Annotated in this window: 20 protein-coding genes; 4 read left to right on the top strand and 16 right to left on the bottom strand. The window is 68.3% G+C overall.

Going from position 1 to position 21246, the window contains the following annotated elements; translation table 11 throughout:
• Window positions 1-17: 17 nt before the first annotated feature.
• From ypfJ to pip, 3 genes are all read right to left on the bottom strand, one after another.
• Window positions 18-905 carry a KPN_02809 family neutral zinc metallopeptidase gene (gene ypfJ, locus AADV74_RS15605; protein ID WP_342115789.1) on the bottom strand — a complete coding sequence of 296 codons (888 nt, stop codon included), beginning with the start codon at window positions 903-905 and terminating at the stop codon, window positions 18-20.
• Window positions 906-990: 85 nt separating this feature from the next.
• Complete coding sequence (locus tag AADV74_RS15600; protein ID WP_342115785.1) at window positions 991-2046, bottom strand: acyltransferase family protein; 1056 nt, start codon at window positions 2044-2046, stop codon at window positions 991-993.
• Between the two features lie 74 nt (window positions 2047-2120).
• Window positions 2121-3077 carry a prolyl aminopeptidase gene (gene pip / locus AADV74_RS15595; protein ID WP_342115783.1) on the bottom strand — a complete coding sequence of 319 codons (957 nt, stop codon included), beginning with the start codon at window positions 3075-3077 and terminating at the stop codon, window positions 2121-2123.
• Between the two features lie 45 nt (window positions 3078-3122).
• Here pip and AADV74_RS15590 point away from each other — a divergent pair, with 45 nt between their 5' ends.
• Window positions 3123-4133, top strand: a complete 1011-nt coding sequence (locus tag AADV74_RS15590; protein ID WP_342115781.1) for a malate dehydrogenase — start codon at window positions 3123-3125, stop codon at window positions 4131-4133.
• A gap of 41 nt (window positions 4134-4174) precedes the next feature.
• Window positions 4175-4372 (top strand): hypothetical protein, encoded by a 198-nt coding sequence (locus tag AADV74_RS15585; protein WP_055821738.1) that lies wholly within the window; start codon window positions 4175-4177, stop codon window positions 4370-4372.
• Between the two features lie 25 nt (window positions 4373-4397).
• On the opposite strand, the gene AADV74_RS15580 is transcribed toward AADV74_RS15585, so the two are convergent.
• The 7 genes from AADV74_RS15580 to AADV74_RS15550 form a co-directional block, all read right to left on the bottom strand.
• On the bottom strand, window positions 4398-6512 hold the full coding sequence (locus AADV74_RS15580) for an acyl-CoA dehydrogenase family protein (protein ID WP_342115776.1): 2115 nt from the start codon (window positions 6510-6512) through the stop codon (window positions 4398-4400).
• A 197-nt stretch (window positions 6513-6709) separates the two neighbouring features.
• Window positions 6710-7111, bottom strand: a complete 402-nt coding sequence (locus tag AADV74_RS15575; RefSeq protein WP_342115774.1) for a DUF7144 family membrane protein — start codon at window positions 7109-7111, stop codon at window positions 6710-6712.
• 39 nt (window positions 7112-7150) lie between these two features.
• The gene (locus AADV74_RS15570) at window positions 7151-7552 is read right to left on the bottom strand and encodes a DUF7144 family membrane protein (protein ID WP_342115772.1); all 402 of its coding nucleotides are present in this window, start codon (window positions 7550-7552) and stop codon (window positions 7151-7153) included.
• 37 nt (window positions 7553-7589) lie between these two features.
• Window positions 7590-8429 (bottom strand): ABC transporter permease, encoded by an 840-nt coding sequence (locus AADV74_RS15565; RefSeq protein ID WP_342115770.1) that lies wholly within the window; start codon window positions 8427-8429, stop codon window positions 7590-7592.
• Window positions 8426-9469 (bottom strand): ATP-binding cassette domain-containing protein, encoded by a 1044-nt coding sequence (locus tag AADV74_RS15560; protein WP_342115768.1) that lies wholly within the window; start codon window positions 9467-9469, stop codon window positions 8426-8428. The genes AADV74_RS15565 and AADV74_RS15560 overlap by 4 nt, the downstream gene beginning before the upstream one ends.
• Window positions 9470-9656: 187 nt before the next feature.
• Window positions 9657-10652, bottom strand: a complete 996-nt coding sequence (locus AADV74_RS15555; protein WP_342115766.1) for a permease prefix domain 1-containing protein — start codon at window positions 10650-10652, stop codon at window positions 9657-9659.
• Window positions 10645-11043 (bottom strand): PadR family transcriptional regulator, encoded by a 399-nt coding sequence (locus AADV74_RS15550; RefSeq protein ID WP_342116388.1) that lies wholly within the window; start codon window positions 11041-11043, stop codon window positions 10645-10647. Before AADV74_RS15550 ends, AADV74_RS15555 begins: the two co-directional genes overlap by 8 nt.
• Before the next feature lie 140 nt (window positions 11044-11183).
• Between AADV74_RS15550 and AADV74_RS15545 the strand changes: the two genes are divergently transcribed.
• The gene (locus AADV74_RS15545; protein WP_342115763.1) at window positions 11184-11621 is read left to right on the top strand and encodes a GNAT family N-acetyltransferase; all 438 of its coding nucleotides are present in this window, start codon (window positions 11184-11186) and stop codon (window positions 11619-11621) included.
• A 48-nt stretch (window positions 11622-11669) separates the two neighbouring features.
• On the opposite strand, the gene AADV74_RS15540 is transcribed toward AADV74_RS15545, so the two are convergent.
• Window positions 11670-13091 (bottom strand): FAD-binding oxidoreductase, encoded by a 1422-nt coding sequence (locus tag AADV74_RS15540; RefSeq protein WP_342115760.1) that lies wholly within the window; start codon window positions 13089-13091, stop codon window positions 11670-11672.
• Between the two features lie 83 nt (window positions 13092-13174).
• Between AADV74_RS15540 and AADV74_RS15535 the strand changes: the two genes are divergently transcribed.
• Window positions 13175-13447, top strand: coding sequence for a DUF4242 domain-containing protein (locus AADV74_RS15535; RefSeq protein ID WP_342115758.1), 273 nt, complete (start codon window positions 13175-13177; stop codon window positions 13445-13447).
• 5 nt (window positions 13448-13452) lie between these two features.
• On the opposite strand, the gene AADV74_RS15530 is transcribed toward AADV74_RS15535, so the two are convergent.
• The 5 genes from AADV74_RS15530 to AADV74_RS15510 all read right to left on the bottom strand — a co-directional run bounded on the left by AADV74_RS15530 (window position 13453) and on the right by AADV74_RS15510 (window position 21203).
• Complete coding sequence (locus AADV74_RS15530) at window positions 13453-16344, bottom strand: helix-turn-helix transcriptional regulator (RefSeq protein ID WP_342115756.1); 2892 nt, start codon at window positions 16342-16344, stop codon at window positions 13453-13455.
• A 480-nt stretch (window positions 16345-16824) separates the two neighbouring features.
• Complete coding sequence (gene recQ, locus AADV74_RS15525) at window positions 16825-18864, bottom strand: DNA helicase RecQ (RefSeq protein ID WP_342115753.1); 2040 nt, start codon at window positions 18862-18864, stop codon at window positions 16825-16827.
• A gap of 181 nt (window positions 18865-19045) precedes the next feature.
• Window positions 19046-19720 carry a copper resistance CopC family protein gene (locus tag AADV74_RS15520; RefSeq protein WP_342115750.1) on the bottom strand — a complete coding sequence of 225 codons (675 nt, stop codon included), beginning with the start codon at window positions 19718-19720 and terminating at the stop codon, window positions 19046-19048.
• A gap of 5 nt (window positions 19721-19725) precedes the next feature.
• Entirely contained in the window at window positions 19726-20463 is a 738-nt protein-coding gene (locus AADV74_RS15515; protein WP_342115748.1) for a YcnI family copper-binding membrane protein, read from the bottom strand.
• A 98-nt stretch (window positions 20464-20561) separates the two neighbouring features.
• Window positions 20562-21203 (bottom strand): hypothetical protein, encoded by a 642-nt coding sequence (locus AADV74_RS15510; RefSeq protein ID WP_342115746.1) that lies wholly within the window; start codon window positions 21201-21203, stop codon window positions 20562-20564.
• Window positions 21204-21246: the final 43 nt, after the last annotated feature.

Raw genomic sequence — 21246 nt, 5'->3', positions numbered from 1 at the left:
TGAGAGCTCAGTCGGAGTCAGAGCTTCGAGTCGCTGACGGTGAAGGTGTCGCAGGCCGCAGCTCCGCCGTCGTAGCCGGCCTGGAACCACTTCTGGCGCTGCTCGCTCGAGCCGTGCGTCCACGCCTCGGGGTTCACATCTCCCCCGGACTGCTGTTGGATGCGGTCGTCGCCGATGGAGGCTGCTGCGTTCAGTGCATCCGCGATCTGGGCTGGCGTGACCGGCTCGAGCAGCGGCACGTCGGACGCGGCCGTTGGTTGCTCTGACGCCGCTGCAGCCCACGCTCCGGCGTAGCAGTCGGCCTGCAGTTCGACCCGAACACTGCCGGATGCCGCCCCCGTGGTGCCGTCCTGCGACGCCGTGATCGCACCCGTCAGGTTCTGGATGTGGTGACCCCACTCGTGGGCGATCACGTACATCTCCGAGAGCGGTCCGCCCGATGCGCCGAACCGGCTGCGAAGCTCGTCGTAGAAGGTCGTGTCGAGATAGATGAGCTGGTCGGGCGGGCAGTAGAACGGTCCGACGGCGCTCGTGGCGTTGCCGCATCCGGTCTGGACACCCTCGGAGAACAGCTTGACGTTCGTCGTGGCATACGTCACGCCCAGCGCCGGCGCCTCCTCTGCCCAGTAGGCGTCGAGCGACTCGGCAGCGCCCTCGAGTCGGCACTCGATACCCGCATTGGCATCGGCCCCGGTCTCGCAGTTGGTGATGACCTCGTCGCTGGACGAGTCGACGGGCCCGCCGCCACCGCCGGCTCCCACGAGGCCGGAGAGGTCGACCCCGAGGAGCTGACCGATGAGGACGATGGCGACCACGCCGATGCCTCCACCCACACCGATGCCCACGTTGCGGCCGCGCTTGGATACCTTGCCGCCGCCGATCTTGGCGTTGTCGTCGAACGTCATGCCGCAAACGTAGCGGCCCACGCCGCTTCGCGCCGACCGGTTGACAACGACGGCCGGTTTCAGGCAGGCAGGGCGACCGGACGATCTACTCCGGGCGGTGGGTTCGGCGAACGGGCAGCGTGAACACGCCGGGAACGTCGCGCAGCAGCCTGTGGACACCGAGGGCGATCGCTATGGCCAGGGCACAGAGCACGACGGGCAGGACGACGGCGACTGGGGTCGGGATGCTGATGCCCGTCGCGACGAGCAGTGCGCCGACGGCGAGAAGCGGGAAGGCGTGCACGACGTAGATCGGCAGAGTGCGGGTGCCGAGGTGGCGTACGACGTCGAAGAACGGCATCCGGCTCATGATGACGGCCAGAGCGATGCCGACGGCCACAGCGAGGAGGCTCAGGCAGAAGAGCACGAGCGGAACGCCCCGGATGCCGGTGGCGAAGGTGACACCGGTGAGACCGAGGTAGGCGACGGCGAGCGCCGCGGCATGCCACCAGCGGATGCTCGGCGCCAGGCGGCGCACGGTGCCGCCGATGCGCAGCGCGAGCAGGAAGAAGAACAGGTAGCGGCCCATCTTGTCCCACGCCGTGTCTGTCTCGAGGATGCCCGAGCTGAACAGCACCGACACCACGGCGGCGAGAGCCAGCGGCACGAGGGCCGGCCACGAGCGCATGAGCCAGGCGATCGTGAAGAACAGGGGCAGCGCATACAGGAACCAGAGGTTCTCATTCGGGATGACGGCGAGGGTGACGAAGCTCCACAGGGGGCTCGGCTCCGACTCGAGCGAGGTGGGAGGAAGCAGGGCCAGGAAGACCTGCTGGAGCGCGACCCATAGGGCATAGAGGTACGCGAGCAGGGCCAGGCGCCGGTGGAACAACGCCCTGTAGCCGAGGGCGACCGCCCGCGCCCCGAGCACTCCCGACATGAAGAAGAACAGGGGCATCCGGAACGTCTCGAGCATCGGGTTCGCGCGTGCACCGGGCACGTCGACGCCGGCGAGACCGAGGTACATCGTCGCGTGGTACAGCACGACGAGCACGATGGCGATGCCCTTGGCCGTGTCGATCCAGCGCTCGCGCACGACGGGTGCGAGGACGACGGATGCAGCCGGCATCGCCCCTGTTCGGGTGTCCTCATTCGCGCTCATCCCTGCAGGCTAAGGCGATCCGAGGGGCAGGCGAGGAAACGTCACCTGACGTTTACACGCACGAACCGGTCAGTTCAGCTGGCGAAGCGGTCCGTCGCCTCGATCAGGGCATCGCGGATGCCGGGTTCGTCGAACGCGTGACCGGCATCCGGGATCATCCTGAAGTCGGCCTGCGGCCACGCCTTGTGCAGGTCCCACGCCGTCATCGGCGGGGTGCAGATGTCGTAGCGCCCTTGAACGATGACGGCGGGGATGTCGTGCAGCTTCACGGAGTCGCGGATGAGCTGCCCCTCCTCCCACCAGCCGCCGTTTCTGAAGTAGTGGTTCTCGATGCGTGCGAATGCGACCGCGTAGTCGGGTTCGGTGAACCGAGCGATGGTCTCCTCCTGAGGGAGGAGCGTGATGGTGGAGGACTCCCAGCGCGACCAGGCGATGGCCGCCGGGCGGTGCACCGCCGGGTCCGGGTCGTTGAGCAGCCGGCTGTAGGCGGCGATGAGGTGGCTTCGCTCGGCCTCCGGCACAGGAGCGATGAATCCCTCCCACAGGTCGGGGAACAGAGCGGCAGCCCCGCCCTCGTAGAACCAGTCGAGCTCGATGCGACGGAGGGTGAAGATGCCCCGCAGGATGATCTCCGTCACGCGCTCCGGATGCGTCTCGGCGTAGGCGAGGGCGAGGGAGCTGCCCCACGATCCACCGAGCACCTGCCAGCGGTCGATGCCGAGGTGCTCGCGCAGCCTCTCGATGTCGGCGACGAGGTGCCAGGTGGTGTTGGTGCCGAGGTCGGCCTCCGGCGCACTCGCGTGCGGGGTGCTCCTGCCGCAGCCGCGCTGGTCGAGCAGCACGATGCGGTACCTCTCGGGGTCGAACAGCCTGCGGTGGGTCGGGCTGGTGCCGCCGCCTGGGCCGCCGTGCAGGAACACAACGGGCTTGCCCTCCGGGTTGCCCGAGGTCTCCCAGTACATCTGCTGGCCGTCGCCGACGTCGAGCATGCCGGAGTCGTACGGTTCGATCTCGGGGTAGAAGTCGCGCATCAGGCAACGATAGGCGAAGACGGCGGGCGCGCGTAGGGTCGGAGCATGGCGAACTCACTCGCGACAGTGACCATCACCGGCGCCGGCGGACAGATCGGCTACGCCCTGCTGTTCCGCATAGCATCGGGCCAACTGCTCGGCCCAGACACCGCGGTTCGGCTGCGGCTGCTCGAGATTCCGCAGGGGCTGCGCTCCGCCGAGGGCGCCGCGCTCGAGCTGCAGGACTCCGCATTCCCCCTGCTCCAGTCCGTCGACGTGACGGATGACGCGGCCGGCGCTTTCGACGGCGCCAATGTCGGGCTCCTCGTGGGCTCGCGGCCCCGCGGCCCCGGCATGGAGCGCGGCGACCTGCTCGCGGCGAACGGCGCCATCTTCGCCCCGCAGGGTGCTGCGATCAACGCCGGGGCCGCTGACGACATCCGCATCGTCGTGGTCGGCAACCCGGCGAACACCAACGCCTTCATCGCGAGCGCCCACGCGCCCGACGTACCCCGCGAGCGCTTCACCGCTCTCACGAGGCTCGATCACAACAGGGCGCTGGGGCAGCTCTCCGAGGCGCTCCACGCGCCGGTCTCCCAGCTGCGCGACGTGAGCATCTGGGGCAACCACTCGGCGACGCAGTTCCCCGACATCGCCCACGCGACGGCAGGAGGGCGTCCGGTCGTCGAGCTGCTCGAGGAGCAGCTGGGGGCGGATGCCGCTCGCGAGTGGATCCGCGACGTGTTCATCCCGCGGGTGGCCAGGCGCGGAGCCGAGATCATCGAGGTGCGCGGTTCGTCATCCGTCGCCTCGGCCGCCAGCGCCACCATCGATCACGTTCGCGACTGGGTCAGCGGGACGACGCACGGGTGGACCTCGGCAGCCCTGCCGTCCGACGGTTCCTATGGCGTGCCGGACGGCCTCGTGTCGTCCTTCCCGGTGCAGTCGATCGACGGGCAGTGGCGCATCGTGCAGGGCCTCGAGCTGGGTGCCTTCGCGCGCGAGCGGATCGACGCCTCGGTGGCCGAGCTCATCGAGGAACGCGAGGCCGTGAAGGCACTCGGACTGCTGGGCTGAGGTCGGCGCCCGGCACCGCGTTCGCTGGCTACGCTGGATCCATGGCCCAGAGACCCGCACAACGACCAGCCCCCGAGCCCGAGCGCGCTTCGCGACGCTCCCAGGTGATTATCGGCGTGATTGTCGGGCTGATCGTGGGTCTCGTGATCAGCCTGATCAGCGGGTTCTGGCTCTGGCTCGCAGCGGGTGCCGCCGTGGGGCTGGCGTTCGGTTCGTTCATCAAGCCGCCGGTGAAGTAGGGCTCGCTTCCCGGTCGCTGGGGCCCTAGCGCTTCTTGGCCTTGAGGGCCTTCTCGTCGATCGGGGCGTTGCCCGAGGCACGCAGGTCTGCGTAGTAGGCGCGGGCCTCGTCCTGGCGCACCTGTTCTGCACCGCTCGCGATCGACGCGCGCAGGTGCTCCGGCTTGTAGCCGAAGGCGTCGACGAGGTCGAGGGCGTGCGGGCGCAGCCGCGAGATGAGGCGGTCGACGTAGGCGGTGACGGCCTGGGCGCGCTTGGCCGAGAGACGCCCGTTGATGAGGTACCACGCCAGGTGCTTCTCGACCAGGCCGAGGCCGAAGAGGTCGCGCAGCCAGGTGAGAACCTCCTTGGTGCCTGCATCCGTCGTCTTCTCGAGAGCACGCGTGAACGCCTCCCACTGAAGCAGCTCGCCGTGGGCGCGTGCCGCCTCGATGAGCTCGTTCTGCTGCGAGTTGAACAGGTCGGCTGCAGCCTGCTTGCTGAGCTTGCGGCTGTCGCGAAGGCGTCCGCCGATCCCGGCGATCATCGTCTCGACGCGGTCTGTGAGCAGCTCGCGCTGGGTCACGGGGTTGCGGAGCTCGGACACCGAGCGTGCTGTCGATCCGAAGTCGACGACGGTCTGGGCCAGACGGCGGAGCCCGGTGCCGTGATAGGCCCTGTCGACGCCCTGCTCGACGACGTACCGTGCGAGGGCTCCGGCATCCGCTGAAGCGAACTTCCTCGAGTAGTCGGTGAGCAGGCGCTTGGCGACGAGCTGCAGCAGCACGTTGTTGTCGCCCTCGAAGGTGACGTAGACGTCGAGGTCGGCGCGTAGCCCGACGAAGCGGTTCTCGGCGAGGAAGCCCGAGCCGCCACAGGCCTCTCGGGCCTCCTGGATGGTGTCGAGGGCTGCCCAGGTCGACAGCGGCTTGAGAGCCGCGGCGAGGGTCTCGAGGTCCTGACGGTCGTCGTCGGTGTCGGCCTTGCCGGAGAAGACCGAGTCGAACTTCACCAGGAACTCGTCGTGCGCGAAGGTCTGCGCGTATGTCGTGGCGATGCGCGGGATGAGGCGACGCTGGTGGCGCTGGTAGTCGAGCAGCACCTCCTCGTCGGTATCGCTGGCAGCGTTGAACTGGCGGCGCTGGGTGGCGTAGGTGACGGCGATCTTCAGGGCCATCGCCGAGGCCTGGGTTGCGGCGCCGTCGAGCGAGACGCGGCCCTGCACGAGGGTGCCGAGCATGGTGAAGAAACGGCGGCCAGGGCTGGCGATGGTGCTCGTGTAGGTGCCGTCCTCCGCGACGTCGCCGTAGCGGTTGAGCAGGTTGGTGCGCGGCACTCGCACGTTGGCGAAATGCAGGCGTCCGTTGTCGATGCCGTTCAGGCCGCCCTTGAGGCCGTCATCCTCGCCGCCGATGCCCTTCAGGAAACCGCCCTTGGAGTTCCGGATGGGCACGTAGAACGCGTGCACGCCGTGGTTGACGCCCTTCGTGATGAGCTGGGCGAAGACGACGGCTGCGGTGCCGTGCTTCGCGGCGTTGCCGAGGTAATCCTTCCACGCCCCGCGGAACGGGGTGTTGATGACGAACTGCTGCTTCTTCTCGTCGTAGGTCGCCGTGGTTCCGATGGAGGCGACGTCGGATCCGTGGCCGGTCTCGGTCATGGCGAAGGCGCCCGGCACCTTCAACGTCATGGTGTCGGGCAGGAAGGTGAGGTGGTGGTACTCCGTGCCGAGGTGGAGGATCGCGGCCGAGAACAGTCCCCACTGCACTCCCGACTTGATCTGCAGGCTCGGGTCGGCCGTGACCAGCTCCTCGAAGCCGGCGATGTTGCCGCCGTGGTCGTCCATGCCTCCGACCGCACTCGGAAACGCCCGGTGCACGCCGCCATGCTCGACGAGCAGCTTCAGCTGCCCCATGACCCTCTCGCGGTGCTCCTCCATCGACTGACCGTCGATGCGCTGCATCTCGGGGCGAGCAGTGAGCTCACGCGACGCGAGGCGCACGTCGGCCCACGTGCCGAGCAGCTGCCTGCCGAGCTTCTCGACGTCGATGCGCGGTGCACCCGGCTGGCCGGGCACCGTGATGGGATCCGTGTCGACAGTCGGACGGATGATCTCGTCGACGTTCTCGTGGTCGGTCGGGCGAACGGCAGTGTCAACCATCGTGGTCCTCACATCTCGCAGTAGGGGTGTGTCCCCACGGTACGAGCGCGATCGGAGCAGGCGAAACCCTGCGTGGCTGGGCCACAAACGGCGAACGGATGCTGGCGCACCGTGTTGGCGGCATCCGACAAAGACAGCTCCCGGGCTGGGAGAAAGACCACAAGGGGGCGACCCCCGAGCGGGAGGTTCCCGAGGGGTCAGCCCCGGAAGAACGCCGCGGCCCGGCCCGTCCAGAGAAGCAGGATGATGACCAGGGCGATGAACGCCGTGACCAGGGCGCCGATGAACTGGGAGGGCGCGGCGATCGTGACGAAGAGCGCGCCGATGAGGGTGACGACCTCGAACGCCGTGACGACCACCCGTGCCCCGTTGCTGCCGCGCAGGAGCCCCCGGGCGATGACGATGATGATGATGCCCACGAGGATGTAGACGACGGCAGACGTGACGAGCGCCGCGCTGCCCCCGAAATCGAGGATGATGGCCGCGTCGCCCTGGTTGAACAGCAGGAGGATGCCGACGATGATGTCGAAGACTCCCTGGATCCACGCCAGAACGGCTATGAAGGTGACTCCTCCTGGGCGGCTGACCGTCAAGCTCATGGGGCTCCTCATGTCGTGGTGACTTTCAGGCTAGTGGCGTCAGTGCTCCTCACGGAAGTAGGCGTTCGCCGGCCCGGTGAAGAGCAGGACGATCACGATGACCGACGCGACGATGCCGAGCCACGACCCGAAGAACGCCGATGGGAGCAGCAGGGCTGGCACCAGTGCGGCGAGGATCGAGATCCCGTGGGCACCCGTCGCGACGATGCGCGCAGTGTTCTTGGCGCTCAGCAGACCGCCGCCGGCGAAGAACAGGATCGCGCCGAAGAGCAGGGCGACGATGGCCGACGTGAACAGCTGGGCCGCTCCCCCGAACTCGAGCACCACGACACTGACCCCGGACTGGGCGAGCAGCACGATGCCGATGAGGATGTCGATGACGCCGGCGAGCCAGGTGAGGGCACCGGCGACGGTCACCACTGGGGGTCTGCGGTAGGCCATGGTCAGAGCATATCCATGGCCTACCGCAAGGATCGAGCTACGCGCTCCGCTGGTACGCCCGGAAGGCCCGGGTGGCGATCCAGGTGAGCACCACTGTGAACGCGGCCAGCATGCCGAGGTTGCTCCACACGCTCGCCCAGTCCGGGTTCGCCTGCAGCGCCTCGCGGCCGGCGACGACGGCCCATTCGAACGGATTCCAGGCTGCGGCATCCGCGACCCAGTCCGCTGACAGGCTGGTGTCCATCAGGGCGGAGCTCAGGAACATCAGCGGGATGGTGATGAGCTGCGAGAGGCCGATGAGCACGGTCTGGTTGCGGGCGAGCAGTGCCGCCGCATTCGACAGCGCCGAGAACGACGCCGTGAGCAGCATGGCTGCCAGCATCATGATCAGGACGCCACCGAGCCCGCCATCGAAGCGCGCACCGCACAACCAGGCGACGCCCAGCACGATGAGCGTCTGCACCACGGTGAGGATCGCCTGGTAGACGAGCGTGGCCGTCATGAGGGCACCGCGGTTGGTCGGCGAGGTGAGCAGGCGGTCCATCACGCCGCGGTCCATGTCCTCGATGTAGCTGGTACCCGCCCAGGCGCTGCCGAACAGCGCCATCATCATGACGATGCCGGGCGTGAGGAACTCCAGGTAGCTCGAGCCTCCAGCGAAGCCCGGGATCTCGACGACGGACTTGAAGAGCTGTCCGAACAGGAGAAGCCAGATGAGCGGCTGCACGACGTTCATGACGACGAAGGCGGGGATGCGCACCGCCGCGCGCAGGTGGCGGAGCGTCAGGTAGCCGGTGTGGGCGAAGAAGCCGGCACCGGCAGGGCGGGCGTAGCTGGCGGGCCGGGTCGGCTGCGCGGGGGCGGTCAGGGTGCTCATGATGCTGCCCTCTCGAGGTTGGTCGCGGCATCCGTCGCTCGACGCGCGAAGCTGTCCTGGGCGGCGGCGAAGGAGTGCCCGGTGTGGGCGAGGTAGACGTCGTCGAGGCTGGGCCTGGCGACGGTGGCCGATGCGACCCGAAGGCCCTCGGCATCGAGCGCTGCGAGTGCGAGCGGGAGGGCTGCCCCGCCCTCGTCGGCACGGGCCCGCACGATGCGACCGGCCTCGACCGTCACCTCGCGCAGTTCGGGGACGCGGGCGATGGCGGCGAGCGCGTTCGTCAGCGCATCGGGGTCGCGCAGCTCGATCACGACGGCGTCTCCGCGGAGCCCGCTCTTCAGCTGCTCCGGCGTGCCCTCGGTCACGATACGGCCGTGATCGACGATGGCGAGGCGATCGGCCAGGCGGTCGGCCTCCTCGAGGTAGTGGGTCGTGAGCAACACCGTCATGCGCTCGCTGCGCGACATCCGTTCGATCTCGGCCCACATCTCGGCGCGTGCCTCGGGGTCGAGACCCGTGGTGGGCTCGTCGAGGAACAGCACCTCGGGACTGTGCATGAGACCGATGGCCACGTCGAGCTTGCGGGCCATGCCGCCGGAGTAGGTCTTCACCTGCCGCCTGGCTGCAGTCGTGAGGGTGAAGCGGTCGAGCAGTTCGTCGGCGCGGGTGCGCGCCGCCTTCGTGCTCATGCCCTGCAGCTGTCCGGCGAGCACCAGGTTCTCGATGCCGGTGTCCATGGGGTCGGACACCTGCTTCTGGGCTACGAAGCCGATGGCCCGTCGCACCTGCTCCGGATGCCGCCGCACGTCGATGCCGGCGACGAAGGCGTCACCGGAGTCGGGGTGCGAGAGCGTCGAGAGGATCTTGACCGTCGTCGACTTGCCTGCGCCGTTCGGGCCGAGGAGGCCGAATACAGTGCCGGCCTCCGCTCGGAAGGTGAGCCCGTCGAGGGCTCGGAGGGCGGGCTTGCCGCGCCCCTGGGAATAGGTCTTCACGAGGTCGACGGCTTCCAGTGCCGACCCAGGTGTTGCTGCAGCCATGCTGCGCTCCTTCGTTCTCGATGTGGGTTCTCGAGTCGGTTCAGGGCGCGCCGGTATTCTGGCAGCGCGCACTGAGCTGTTCATGTCGGCTTACGCCGTTCGACTCTGTTGCGAGGCGGTTCGGATGTTCCAGCATCCGGACCGCCGTTCCTGTGTCAGGCCATGGGCCGCTCCAGCACCGACACCGTCAGCCCTTCCGGGAACCGAACAGCATCTGGGCGAGCACGAGCATCATGACGACGAAGCCGCCGAGGAGGGCGAGCCACGACCACAGCCAGCCGACCGTGAGGCTGAGCACGATGAAGGCGGCGAAGGCGACGATCCAGATGACGGCCGTGTAGATGCCGAAGCGGGCTGCGGACTCCGGCTCCTCCTCGAAGCGGTTGCCCACGCTCATCTCGCGCTGCGCCTGACGCAGCCAGGCCTTGTGGCGATTGGTCTGCGTCGCGCCGAGGAAGGAGAACAGCACGATGCCGGCGACCAGGCCGACGGCCGCGATGGCGATGCCCCAGAGCTGGACGGCACCGAGAGCCATGAGGGCACCGAAGCCCAGGCCGGCGACAGTGAGGAAGGTGGCGATCGCGTAACCGACGCCTCGACGCTGGGGCATGGGGTGATTCGTGGTCGTCTCCTGCACCAGCGAGTCGCCGACGATCCATCCGACGGCGGCTGCTCCGATGCCGATCATCAGGATCGTGACGCCCAGCGGCAGCACGAGCACGCCAGCGGCCGCAAGACCGGCGACGGTCAACGCCGCGAGAGCGACGAGGGATGCCGAGACGATGCGCACGACGAACGCCGGCTTCGGGCGTACCCGGGCAGAGAGGTAGGCGGCGTTCTGGTTCCAGGGCGAGACACCTCGTCCGCCGGCAGGTGTGGCCGGGTCCGGCGGGGAGGCCGGCGCTCCTGTGGCGGATGCCGCCGGCGATGTTCCCGGTGCACTGGGTGCGCCGACAGCGTCGGCGGCGAGCTCCCGCACGTCTCCGAGTTCGTCGATCGCCTGGCGGGCGGCATCCGTGGTGCTGCTTCCGGACGCCTCGAGGTCGGCGACGCGGGCGATGAGGTTGGCGCGCACCTCCTCTTTGAGGTCCTGGGCGTCTGGAGTCATGTCGACGCCGGCGAAGGCCTCGTCGAGCAGTCTGTGGAGGTCGCCGCCCGAGCGGCGAGGCGTGCTGTCAGTCATTCTTCGTGTCCTTCACGTCGAGAAGCGAGTCGATGACGCGGCGGGTGGCGACCCAGGCCGCGACGTTGCCGCGGAAGATCGCCCGGCCGGCGTCGGTGATGCGGTAGTACTTGCGGCGACCACCCTGGGTCTCGTCGCCCCAGTAGGACTCGACCAGGCCGTCCTTCTCGAGCCGGCGGTAGGTGGCGTACAGGGTCGCCTCCTTGATCTCGTGCTCCCCGCCGGTCGCGTCGCGGATCGCCTTGAAGATCTCGAATCCGTAGCTGTCGCTGCGACGCAGGAGACCGAGCACGATCGTGTCGGTGTGGCCGCGCAGGAGGTCGGCGGCGAAGGCGCCAGAGGAGGGTCCGGGCTCACCTACCGGCCTCGATGCGGCATCAGTTGTCTTCATCACGTCGAGTACTGTATCACATACAGTACTCGCTCTGAGAGACAGGTGGACCGATCGATTTGTCAGTTGTGGTGGCCTCTGAGGCATCCGGGACCGCCACAACTGACAAGTCGACTGGAGGAGCGCAGTAGTTTGTGGGGATGGAATCGCCAGAGTTCACGATTCGAGCCGCGACCATCGCCGATGCCGACGCCGTGTGGCCGATGGCGCGGGACTTCGCGACGACGTTCCGGCCGCAGGAGGACGCCTACCGGAGGACGTTCCCTCTGCTGCTCGAGGATCCGGATGCGCTGTTGATCGTTGCGGAGGCCGAGGGGCGACTGGTGGGGTACCTGCTCGCGGATGCACATCGCACATTCCTGGCGAACGGGCCCGTGGCCTGGGTCGAGGAGGTGAAGGTCACGATGAGGCGCTCGGGCGTCGGATCGGCGCTGATGGCCTCGGCCGAGACGTGGGCGCGCGATGTCGTGGGGGCGCCGTACCTGGCGCTCGCCAGCCGGCGGGCGGGCGACTTCTATGCTGCGCTCGGCTATGAGGAGTCAGCGGTGTTCTGGCGGAAGATGCTGCCGGAGGCGTGAGAGGTCGCTGAGGAGGGTCGATCCGGCTGCGAATTTCGCGCGACCCACTCAGGCAACGGACGCCGCCGACGGTGCCGTCGGGACGATGTTCTGGTTGATGTGGAACAGGTTGCCCGGGTCGTACTTGTTTTTGAGCGCCACGAGTCGGGCATACTTCTCCGGGCTGAAACCAGCCCTCACGTGGGCGTCCCGCTGGTCCGACTCGAAATTCAGGTAGAGACCTCCGGTGGTGAACGGCGCCATCGCGGCAGAGGCATCATCCACCCAGCGGATCCAGTGACCTGTGTCGGCTGCGTCGGTCCACGCGGCGATCGGATGCCACATGTAGGGCGCATCGCGGTGACTGGCTGCCGTGGCGTCCTCCGGGATGCGGCTGATGGCTCCCCCGTGGCGAAGGATGACGGACTGGCTCATCGGGCTTGTGATGCGCTCTCCGTACTCCACGAGGGCATCGACGGCTTCATCCGGCAGCGCGGAAAGCTGCTCGCCGCGGTGGTAATTGAGCCAGCCCTTCGGGGAGAACGGATCGACGATGGTCTGGAATGCCGTGTATGGCATGGGACCGATCAGGTCGACGACCGGCGCTCCAATCCGCTCCTTGAGTGGACGCAGTATCTCTTCGCCCTCCTCCAGTAGGCCCGCATACATGGCCAAGATCGCGAGAACGACCTGACCTTGGAACTCCGGTGGTATGAACGGCTCACGGGGCGCAACCAGGATGGCGGCGACGGTGCCCACCTCTTCTGGCGTCCCCTCCGCCCAATCCCTCCAGGCGCGCACGACAGCGCGGGCGTTCTCGATCGGATGCATCACCAGACCCGCCATCACGATCGGGCCGAGCTCATGCAGCTGAAACTCGTACGACGTGACCACGCCGAAGTTGCCGCCACCGCCGCGGAGACCCCAGAGCAGGTCGGCGTTCTCCTCGCTGCTCGCCGTGACGACACGACCGTCCGCCACGACGACCTGGGCCGAGATGAGGTTGTCGCACGCGAGGCCATGCTTCGCCGAGAGCCAGCCATAGCCTCCGCCGAGCGTGAAGCCGCCGACACCGGTTGTCGTCATCCTGCCGCCCGGGGTCGCGAGACCGAAGAGTTGGGTCTCCCGATCGAACTCGCCCCACAGCACGCCGGCGTTCGCTCGCGCACGTCGGGCTTCCGGGTCGACATGCACCCCTTTCATGCCGGAAAGGTCGATCAGGATGCCACCCTCACAGCTGCCGTTTCCGGCGACGCTGTGGCCGCCGCACCTGACCGCGAGCGGGAGCTCATGATCTCGCGCGTGGGAGACCGCGTCGACCACGTCGGCGACGCCAGAGCACCGCGCGATCAGCGCGGGTCGCTTGTCGATCATTCCGTTGTAGAGCGCACGTTCCTCGTCATATCCATCGTCGCCCGGCCGGAACTGCAGCCCTTGGAACGTCGCGTCCAGTTCGATCGGTGCCGTTGTGGTCGCAGTCGATTCGTCCATCATTCCCTCCTCATTTCGGTGTCCCCGGCGCGGTCTGGGATCCGCGGGAGTACCCTCGTAGGACTACATGTCAGGGGGCGGCGATGCCGTACTTCATCATCGAACGCAACTATGTCGAAGACGTGGCGGTTCCAGTAGAGGCCGCGCCCGACATCAACCTCATCAATGATGAGGAGGATGTGCGCTGGCTGTATTCGTTCCTGTCCGTCGACAGGCGGCGGAGCTACTGCCTCTACGAGGCCCCATCCATCGAGGCGATCCTGACCGCCGCCGAGCGGGCCGGCGTGCCGGCTGACGTCGTCACGGAGGTGGACGGCCGGATCATGCCGAGCGGTGATCTCGTTCCCTTGAATTGAGATGTTCACTGCCCCTCCTGTCGCAGTAGGCCCCTGTCGTGGGCGTACATGGCCGCCTGCGTCCTGTTCGTCGCGCCGATCTTCGTGAGGATGCTGCGCACGTGATTGGCTGCGGTGTGCTCGCTGATGACCAGGTGGCCGGCGATCTCACGGTTGCTCCGACCCTCGGCGATCAGCCGGATCACCTCCAGCTCGCGTGGTGACATGCCGCCCGAGGGGATGCCGGCATCCGGGGAGAACTCGCGGTTCAGGGATCGGAGCACCCGTTCCATGCCTGCCGGCTCGGCGAGCCCGCGAGCGCGATCGGCCAGCTGCTCGGCGCGGCGGGATGCCGACGGCTGACCACGGAGGTGGACCGCCATGGCCGCGAGAGTCTGGGCCACGTGAAGGTCGGCACCGGTGTTCTCATCGAGCACCAGGGCTGCCTCGAGGAGCTCGAGGGCTCCATCAGTGGCGCACAGGGAGTCGATCTCGCCGAGGTATCGGTCTGCGGCGCCGAACACCGCGACGAAGTAGCCTGACATCAGGTTCAGCCTGGAGTACTCCTCCATCCAGGGCCGCAGGGCTGTGGCGATGTCGGCATCGCGAAGCCAGAGCGCCGCTTCGACCATGAAGACGAGGCGCGCTGGCCAGTTGCTGCTGGCGTGTGCGAGAGCATCGTCGTGATCGAGCAGCCATCCCAGTACGCGACGGGCGGGCTCCGCCATCTCGAGCTCTGTATACAGGGCGAGCAGCCCAGGCGCCCAGCGCGAGGTGGGCGATTCCTCGCCAGTCACGAGATGCCTGATTGAATCCAGGCGCCCGCTCTCCCGCCGCACCATATAGCTCTGCAGGGCGTTCGCTCCCGACGTCGAGTCCGACTTGAAGACCGCCTCGGCGTCGCGGATGCGTCGGCATGACACCTCGGCGTCACCGAGACGGCCTTCGATGAAGACCCGACCCAACCGAGCGGACTCGACCCAGTACCTCCAGTAGGCGCCCAACTGGCGCGACTCCTCGATGAGACCGCGCTCCGCCTCGTCCATTCCGATCCTGTCGCCGGCCACGTAACATGCGCCGCTGCGCAGATACAGTGAGCCGATGTAGAGGTCGTCGTGCAGAGGACGCGCCCGGGCGACGAGCTCGGCCGACCGAGCCAGGCGGTCCGCGGCGGCACGAGGCCTGTTCGGCGCCAGACTCGTGCGCAGGGTGAGGGCTAACAATTTCTGGTCGTCGAGGCGTCGCGCGAGGTTGATCGCCCGATCACCCAGCCTTTCGGCGTCATCGGTCGATCCGGTGAAGGCCATAGCACGGGCGAGCGAGCTCAATCCCAAGACGTAGAGCGGGTCGCCTTCATCATTCGGAACACTCTCGAGCGCCGATCTCAGCAGCTCCACCGACCGATGTCCCTGGAGACCTGGCCGCCACGACGCGTCCTCGTGCCCGATGGCAGCCTCCAAGCTGATGCGAGCGCCCCCGCGCTCGATCACCAGCTCGCACAGCTCTCGCGCGCGGGCGAAGTCCGCCGTCGCCACCCAGCTGCGCGCCGCTCGCAGAGTGAGTAGATCACGCTCATCGGGGTCTCCTGCAATCTCGGCGGCCCGCTCGAAGAGGCGGGCCGCATCCTCGTGGGCGATGAGGCGGCTCGCGATCTCGGCAGACTTCGTGAGGTAGGTGACGGCGCGATCGCCGAACCCGAGTGCTCGAGCAGCCGCGAAGTGGTGGGCCAGCCGTTGCACGAGCAGCTGCGCCGTCGGAAAGTCCGCCTCGAGCGTCTGGGCGATGCGGGCATGAAGGCCGAGCAGCCTCGCCCCGGAAACCTGATCGACGACGGCCTGGCGTGCGATCGTGTGAGGGAACCGGTGGGGCTCTTCCGGGGCGCGTGGAACCTCGAGTAGCCCGACCATCGCGGCGGCGTCGATGGCGGCGAGCGTGACCTCCTCGGGCACCTCGCTGATTGCGAGGATCTCCGCGAGGTCGAACTCCAGGCCGAGAACGGCCGCAACCTCGAGCACGGCCAGATGTCGCGGCTCGAGGGTGGCGAAGCGTGGCCGGAGGATCTCGCGGGTGGTGTCGGGCATGGTGATGACGCGCATGCCACCTTGATGTTCGGCTTCGACGACTCGGCGCCAGGTCTCGCGTACCAGGAATGCGTTGCCGCCGGTCAACTGTCTGATCACCTCGGCCGATGCCCGCGCGTGCGGCCCAGACAAACCGTTTCGACGACCTACGTAGTCGACGATCTCATCGGTGGTGAACGGTTCGAGCTCGAGCCGTGCGACACCGTCGAGGTGGCGCAGGCGCGCCAGCGCATCCGTCAACGGATCGGAGCGATCGGGAGGAACATCTCGCAGCGTGCCGAGAATCAGTATCGGTGCAGCCGCACTGCGCTCGACGAGTCGCGTGAGCAGCCCGATGGCCGTGGGATCCGCCCAGTGAAGGTCATCGAGCACGAGCACGAGCGGATGCATCTCGGCGGCGGCCTGTACGACGTCGATGACTGCGTCGTACAGACGATCCTGGCCTATGAGGGGAGCGGTCCCTCCGTCAGTCGACCGGCCGATGACTCCGTCCAACAGCGTCACCGAATCCGCCAGAGGCGAGTCGCCACCGCGGAAGACCGGGAGCAGTTCGCGGATGGGCTCGTCGAACGGGTCCAGAGGAGCGCCCAGCTCCTGAATGCAAGAGCCGAAGAGCACGGCAGCACCGTCGGCATGCAGGTGCGTGCACACCTCGCCGACGAGCCGCGACTTGCCGGCTCCAGGTTCACCGCTGATGAACACGGCGCGCCCGGCGCCGGCCACGGCATCCGCCCACGCCGTCTCGAGCGCCGCGAACTCCTCACGTCTGGCGACGAAAGGTGGCTGATCGGATGTCGACCATCGTGGAGGAGGTGATGGCGCGGACCATTCCCGCATGGCGCCCACGATAGCCCGACGCGGACGCGCGGTCGATGGTCCGGATTGACTATTCGTCAGCCGCCTCAAGATGGTTGGTCCGGGTCATGTGCACAGGCTGTCGGGATTCCTACCGTTGGCTCAAGCGATCAACGACAAGATCGCCGGAAGAGGGGCCCGAAATGTTCACACCCAACTCGCTGCTCGCGATTCCCTTCGCGGCAGCATTGCTCGGCTTGGTCGGAAGCACGTCGTCGACGTCGGCTGGATCCCAGACCGAGGCGCCCGACGGTGTCGATCGGCCTCAGTCGGCGTACTGCGCGACGGCTGACGTTCTCGAGCGGTTGCCATTCCGCAGATGCCAGCTGAGGACCGCAGATCGGATCGAGGTGAACGGCAGATCAGTGCCGTTCCGACCTTGCGAGGATTCCGACACCGGATTCCTCGGTCATCGTCGCGGCTACATCATCACATGCTGAGGCGCCTCGACCTCGAACGGCCTCAGCCGGCGTGAGTGGTCACGACGGCGACGAGACCGTCGCCGTAGGCCTCGAGCTTCTTCTCGCCGATGCCGGAGATGCCGTCGAGGTCGCCGATCGACTGCGGCCGGGCCTGCGCGACGGCACGGAGCGTGGCGTCACCGAACACGATGTAGGCGGGAACGCCCTGCTCCTTGGCCTGAGCAGCACGCCAGGCGCGCAGCGCCTCGAACAGTTCGATGTCGGCCTGACTGAGATCGGCGAGTGCCGCCGACGACTTCGCCGAGCGACCGGATGACCGACTGGTGGAACGCTCGGGCTCGTTGCGCAGTGCGACGGTGCGGGCTCCGGAGAGCACTTCGGTCGAGGCATCCGTCAGCGACAGTGTTCCGTACTCGCCGACGGCGGCCAGCAGGCCTTGCGCGAGGAGCTGGCGGGCCACTCCGCGCCACTGCTGGTCGCTGAGGTCGGCTCCGATGCCCCAGGTGGCGAGACGCTCGTGACCCCACTGCTCGGTGCGCGGCGTGGTCTTGCCGCGGAGGATGTCGACGATCTGCCCGGCGCCGAAGGACTGGTTGCGCTCGCGCTTCAGCCGAACGATGGTCGAGAGCATCTTCTGGGCGGGCACCGTGCCGTCCCACGAGACGGGCGGGTTGAGGCAGGTGTCGCAGTTGCCGCAGGCGGTGCTCGGCTGACCGAAGTAGCTGAGCAGGTTGACGCGTCGGCACTCGACGGTCTCGCACAGGGCGAGCATGGCGTCGAGGTGCGCAGACTGGCGGCGCCTGTGCGCGATGTCACCCGGCGACTGGTCGATCATGCGGCGCTGCTGCACGACGTCCTGCAATCCGTAGGCGAGCCAGGCCGTCGACGGTTCCCCGTCGCGGCCGGCACGACCCGTCTCCTGGTAGTACCCCTCAACGGACTTGGGCAGGTCGATGTGGGCGACGAAGCGCACGTCGGGCTTGTCGATGCCCATGCCGAAGGCGATGGTGGCGACGACGATCACGCCGTCCTCTCGGAGGAAGCGCGACTGGGTGCGCATGCGCAGGCCGGCATCGAGACCGGCGTGGTAGGCGAGGGCGTTCAGTCCGTTGGCACGGAGGAACTCCGCCGTCTTCTCCGTCGTCGCCCGCGAGAGGGCGTAGACGATGCCTGCGTCGTTCGGGTGCTCGGTGCGGATGAAGTCGAGCAGCTGCTTGCGCGGCTCGTTCTTCGACACGATGCGGTACTGGATGTTGGGTCGATCGAAGCTGGAGACGAAGTGTCGAGCGCTCTCGAGGTGCAGGCGGTCGGCGATCTCGCGGTGCGTGGCCTCGGTGGCCGTTGCGGTCAGCGCGATGCGCGGCACATCGGGCCAACGCTCGGCGAGGTCGCCGAGCGAGAGGTAGTCGGGCCGGAAGTCGTGGCCCCACTGCGACACGCAATGCGCCTCGTCGATGGCGAACAGTGCGATGGTTCCACGCTCGAGGAAGCGCTTCGACGCCTCGCTGTTGAGGCGCTCGGGAGCGATGTAGAGCAGGTCGAGCTCGCCCTCGACGTAGGCGCGCTCGACGCGGGCGCGCTCCCCCGCATCCTGCGTGGAGTTGAGGTAGGCGGCCCGGACGCCGACGGCGAGGAGGGCGTCGACCTGGTCATGCATCAGGGCGATGAGCGGCGAGATGACGATGCCGGTGCCCTCGCGCAGCAGCGCGGGGATCTGGTAGCAGAGGCTCTTGCCGCCACCCGTCGGCATGAGCACGATGGCGTCGCCGCCGGCCGCGACCTGGCCGATGATCTCGCCCTGTTCGCCACGGAACGACTCGTAGCCGAACACCGTGTGCAGGGCCTCGGCGGCCGTCGCGAAACGGGGTGGGGCGGCGCGGGCGACGAGGGTCGTGGTGCTGCCGGATGCCGTGGGGCGGGCGAACGACGCGGTCTGGGCGAGCTCGGCTTCGGTCGGGGGAAGCCAGCCGTCTTCAGGCGGCGCCCAGTCGTCGAGGGGAGGCGGAGCGTCGTCGAACGGGAACCCGTCGAAGCCCTCGTCGGGGTCGGGGATCTGGTTCCGTTCGGCGTTCCAACTCACCCGGCGATTCTATGCGGCGGGGCTGACGGTGGCGGCTGACACGGGTCGGGATGGGGATGGGTGGCCGCTCGCTGAGGCCCGGACGGAGTCCGCGGCCGAAGCGCTCAGGATGCGCTTCGGGCGGTCGCTCCGCTCGGCCCTCAGCGAGCGAGTGGGTCCGACTTCGTCGGGCACTACTCGATCAGCGGGGTTCCTTCGGGGCCGTCGACTCGTAGGCCTCCGCGTCCGACGGGGCGTCGGGGTTGCGGCGGCGGAGCACCAGGAGCGTGACGACGACGGCGAGCACGACTACTGCGAGGGCGCCGGCGATCCAGAGGAGGTCGGCGAGCGAGGAGGACGAGGTGGCTGCGGCATCCGTCGTCGAATCGTCTTCACCGTCGCCCGCTGCTGCCGGAGCCTCGGCCTCGGCGGTCGCGCAGGTCGGCGCGGTGGCGCTGCCCCCGGCCAGCTCGGTGCCGTCGGCCGGGGCCCACTCGAATTCGTACTCCCCCGACACCGGATGCCCGTCGGTCGAGACGACCTGCCAGGTCACCGTGTATGTGCCCGGTTGCCCGAGCTGCGCGTCGGTCTCGATGGTGGCGTCGACGATCCGGGAGCATCCGTCGCCGTAGAACCGCGGGTCGGAGGCCGGACCCGACACCTCGATCGCTGAGCCGTTGCCGAAGGAGAGCAGGTTGTCGTTGGTCGTGAGCGAGACCGTGCCCGGCTGCTCGGTGACGGTGCTGTTCTCGGCCGGAGTGGAGCTGACGGGGTAGTTGTGCGCCGAGGCCGGCCCGGCCACGCCGAGCACGGAGGCCGCGAGAACCGCGACCCCCGCACCGACGAGGCCGAGCCGGCGACGGAGTCCGGAGGACATGGGCACTACTTCCCTGCCGGAGTGCGGCGACGGGACACGACGGCGATGACGACGCCGACGGCTCCGACGACGAGCCCGAGAACGCCGAGCACCCGGGCGAGCACGTCGACCTCCGCGGCATCCGTCGTCGACGAGGCCTCGTCGTGGTCGTCACTCGTCGCGGCGGCGTCATCCGAGTCGGTGTGACCGTGCCCGTCGCCCGTGGCCTCGGTGACCGTGATGGCGGGTGCCGGATGCTCCGGCTCGGCCTCGCCGTCGACGGTCTTCTCGTTCCACAGGGTCGAACCGACCTCGCAGGTCTGCGTGACGGGGAACTCCAAGGTGTCGCCGGCGGCATCCTCGGGGAGCTGCAGCGAGAGGGCGAAGGTGTCGCGGTAGCCGTCGGCCAGGGGGGTCTTGGCCGTGTAGACGACCTGACCGACCCGCTCGGTGAGCTCGTTGCCGTGGGCGTCGGTCACAGGCGGGTCGAGGGTGATGGTGCCCTTCTCGACGGTCCAGCCCTGGTTGACGGTCGGGGTGACAGAGGGGATGGACTCGGGGATGTCGATGGCGATCGACGTGGTCGCAGATCCGTCGCAGCCGTGCGGCACGGCGAAGGTGAGCACGGTGTAGGAGCCTGCGGCCGTGCTGTCAGGCGTGACGCCGACGTGGGCGCTGGCGGCGAGAGGGGAAGCGAGGGCGAAGAGGAGGCCGGCGCCGAGAGCCGAGGCTGCGAGAGCGGCCGTGCGGGTGGTGGTCTTCATGATCGTTGGTCGTCCTTGTGTCGATGGGCACCATGGACGCACGGTGGCGTCTGGAGAGTTGTTCGGTGCCGAGGGGGGAATGGTTCGAAAGAGCAGCGCTACGCGAAGGCGAGCGTGATCGAACGGGGCGGCCCTCGATGCCGCATCGACGAGAGCACGACCAGGAGGTCGTGCGGGAGGAGGACGACGGCGCGGGCCCGCAGTCGGATCTCGATGACCGGAACCAGGCGCGGAGCACCGGCGACCAGCACGGAGACCAGGCGGGCGGCTGCACTGACGACGGCACGTGCAGCACGCTCGCCACGGTGCAGGGCGGCGATGGTGACGACGGCCGCGAGGATGTGCGCCAGGATCATGGCCGTGCCGTCGTGGGCGGAGTGGCCGCCCATCTGACCTGCCGCGATTCCTCCAGCGCCGAGCTGCTGCATCAGGTGTGCGGCGGTGTCGTGGTGCGCGGCCGGGTTCGTGGTGACCCGAAGCGAGCTGCCGCTCACGGCGAACAGGCCGTGGAACGCGAGCTGGCTGAGGATCACGGATGCCGCCAGCCGCGCGAGCGAGAGGGTGCGGCCGGCCAAGGCCACGCACACCATGGCGGCGAAGGCGAAGGCGACGACAGTGCCGACGCCGAACGGAACCTGGGCGCCGGCGCCTCCGCCGATCGAGTGCGAGAGTCCGGCGAGCAGGGTGGCGACAGCAGCGGCGGTCAGTCCGCGCGCAGTCCGGGCACCCCGCTGGCTCATGAAGACAATTCTAGGAGGAGCGAAGGACGCAGGTCCGCCGAAT

This window comes from Leifsonia stereocauli (assembly GCF_038432415.1).
GTDB lineage: Bacteria > Actinomycetota > Actinomycetes > Actinomycetales > Microbacteriaceae > Orlajensenia > Orlajensenia stereocauli.
This window is presented reverse-complemented; position numbering and strand designations above follow the sequence as displayed.

What these genes read in the sequence shown, in the direction of transcription:
- ypfJ (WP_342115789.1), bottom strand. Translation starts at nt 905, where the DNA reads ATGACGTTCGACGACAACGCCAAGATCGGCGGCGGCAAGGTATCCAAG.
- AADV74_RS15600 (WP_342115785.1), bottom strand. Translation starts at nt 2,046, where the DNA reads ATGAGCGCGAATGAGGACACCCGAACAGGGGCGATGCCGGCTGCATCC.
- pip (WP_342115783.1), bottom strand. Translation starts at nt 3,077, where the DNA reads ATGCGCGACTTCTACCCCGAGATCGAACCGTACGACTCCGGCATGCTC.
- AADV74_RS15590 (WP_342115781.1), top strand. Translation starts at nt 3,123, where the DNA reads ATGGCGAACTCACTCGCGACAGTGACCATCACCGGCGCCGGCGGACAG.
- AADV74_RS15585 (WP_055821738.1), top strand. Translation starts at nt 4,175, where the DNA reads ATGGCCCAGAGACCCGCACAACGACCAGCCCCCGAGCCCGAGCGCGCT.
- AADV74_RS15580 (WP_342115776.1), bottom strand. Translation starts at nt 6,512, where the DNA reads ATGGTTGACACTGCCGTTCGCCCGACCGACCACGAGAACGTCGACGAG.
- AADV74_RS15575 (WP_342115774.1), bottom strand. Translation starts at nt 7,111, where the DNA reads ATGAGCTTGACGGTCAGCCGCCCAGGAGGAGTCACCTTCATAGCCGTT.
- AADV74_RS15570 (WP_342115772.1), bottom strand. Translation starts at nt 7,552, where the DNA reads ATGGCCTACCGCAGACCCCCAGTGGTGACCGTCGCCGGTGCCCTCACC.
- AADV74_RS15565 (WP_342115770.1), bottom strand. Translation starts at nt 8,429, where the DNA reads ATGAGCACCCTGACCGCCCCCGCGCAGCCGACCCGGCCCGCCAGCTAC.
- AADV74_RS15560 (WP_342115768.1), bottom strand. Translation starts at nt 9,469, where the DNA reads ATGGCTGCAGCAACACCTGGGTCGGCACTGGAAGCCGTCGACCTCGTG.
- AADV74_RS15555 (WP_342115766.1), bottom strand. Translation starts at nt 10,652, where the DNA reads ATGACTGACAGCACGCCTCGCCGCTCGGGCGGCGACCTCCACAGACTG.
- AADV74_RS15550 (WP_342116388.1), bottom strand. Translation starts at nt 11,043, where the DNA reads ATGAAGACAACTGATGCCGCATCGAGGCCGGTAGGTGAGCCCGGACCC.
- AADV74_RS15545 (WP_342115763.1), top strand. Translation starts at nt 11,184, where the DNA reads ATGGAATCGCCAGAGTTCACGATTCGAGCCGCGACCATCGCCGATGCC.
- AADV74_RS15540 (WP_342115760.1), bottom strand. Translation starts at nt 13,091, where the DNA reads ATGGACGAATCGACTGCGACCACAACGGCACCGATCGAACTGGACGCG.
- AADV74_RS15535 (WP_342115758.1), top strand. Translation starts at nt 13,175, where the DNA reads ATGCCGTACTTCATCATCGAACGCAACTATGTCGAAGACGTGGCGGTT.
- AADV74_RS15530 (WP_342115756.1), bottom strand. Translation starts at nt 16,344, where the DNA reads ATGCGGGAATGGTCCGCGCCATCACCTCCTCCACGATGGTCGACATCC.
- AADV74_RS15520 (WP_342115750.1), bottom strand. Translation starts at nt 19,720, where the DNA reads ATGTCCTCCGGACTCCGTCGCCGGCTCGGCCTCGTCGGTGCGGGGGTC.
- AADV74_RS15515 (WP_342115748.1), bottom strand. Translation starts at nt 20,463, where the DNA reads ATGAAGACCACCACCCGCACGGCCGCTCTCGCAGCCTCGGCTCTCGGC.
- AADV74_RS15510 (WP_342115746.1), bottom strand. Translation starts at nt 21,203, where the DNA reads ATGAGCCAGCGGGGTGCCCGGACTGCGCGCGGACTGACCGCCGCTGCT.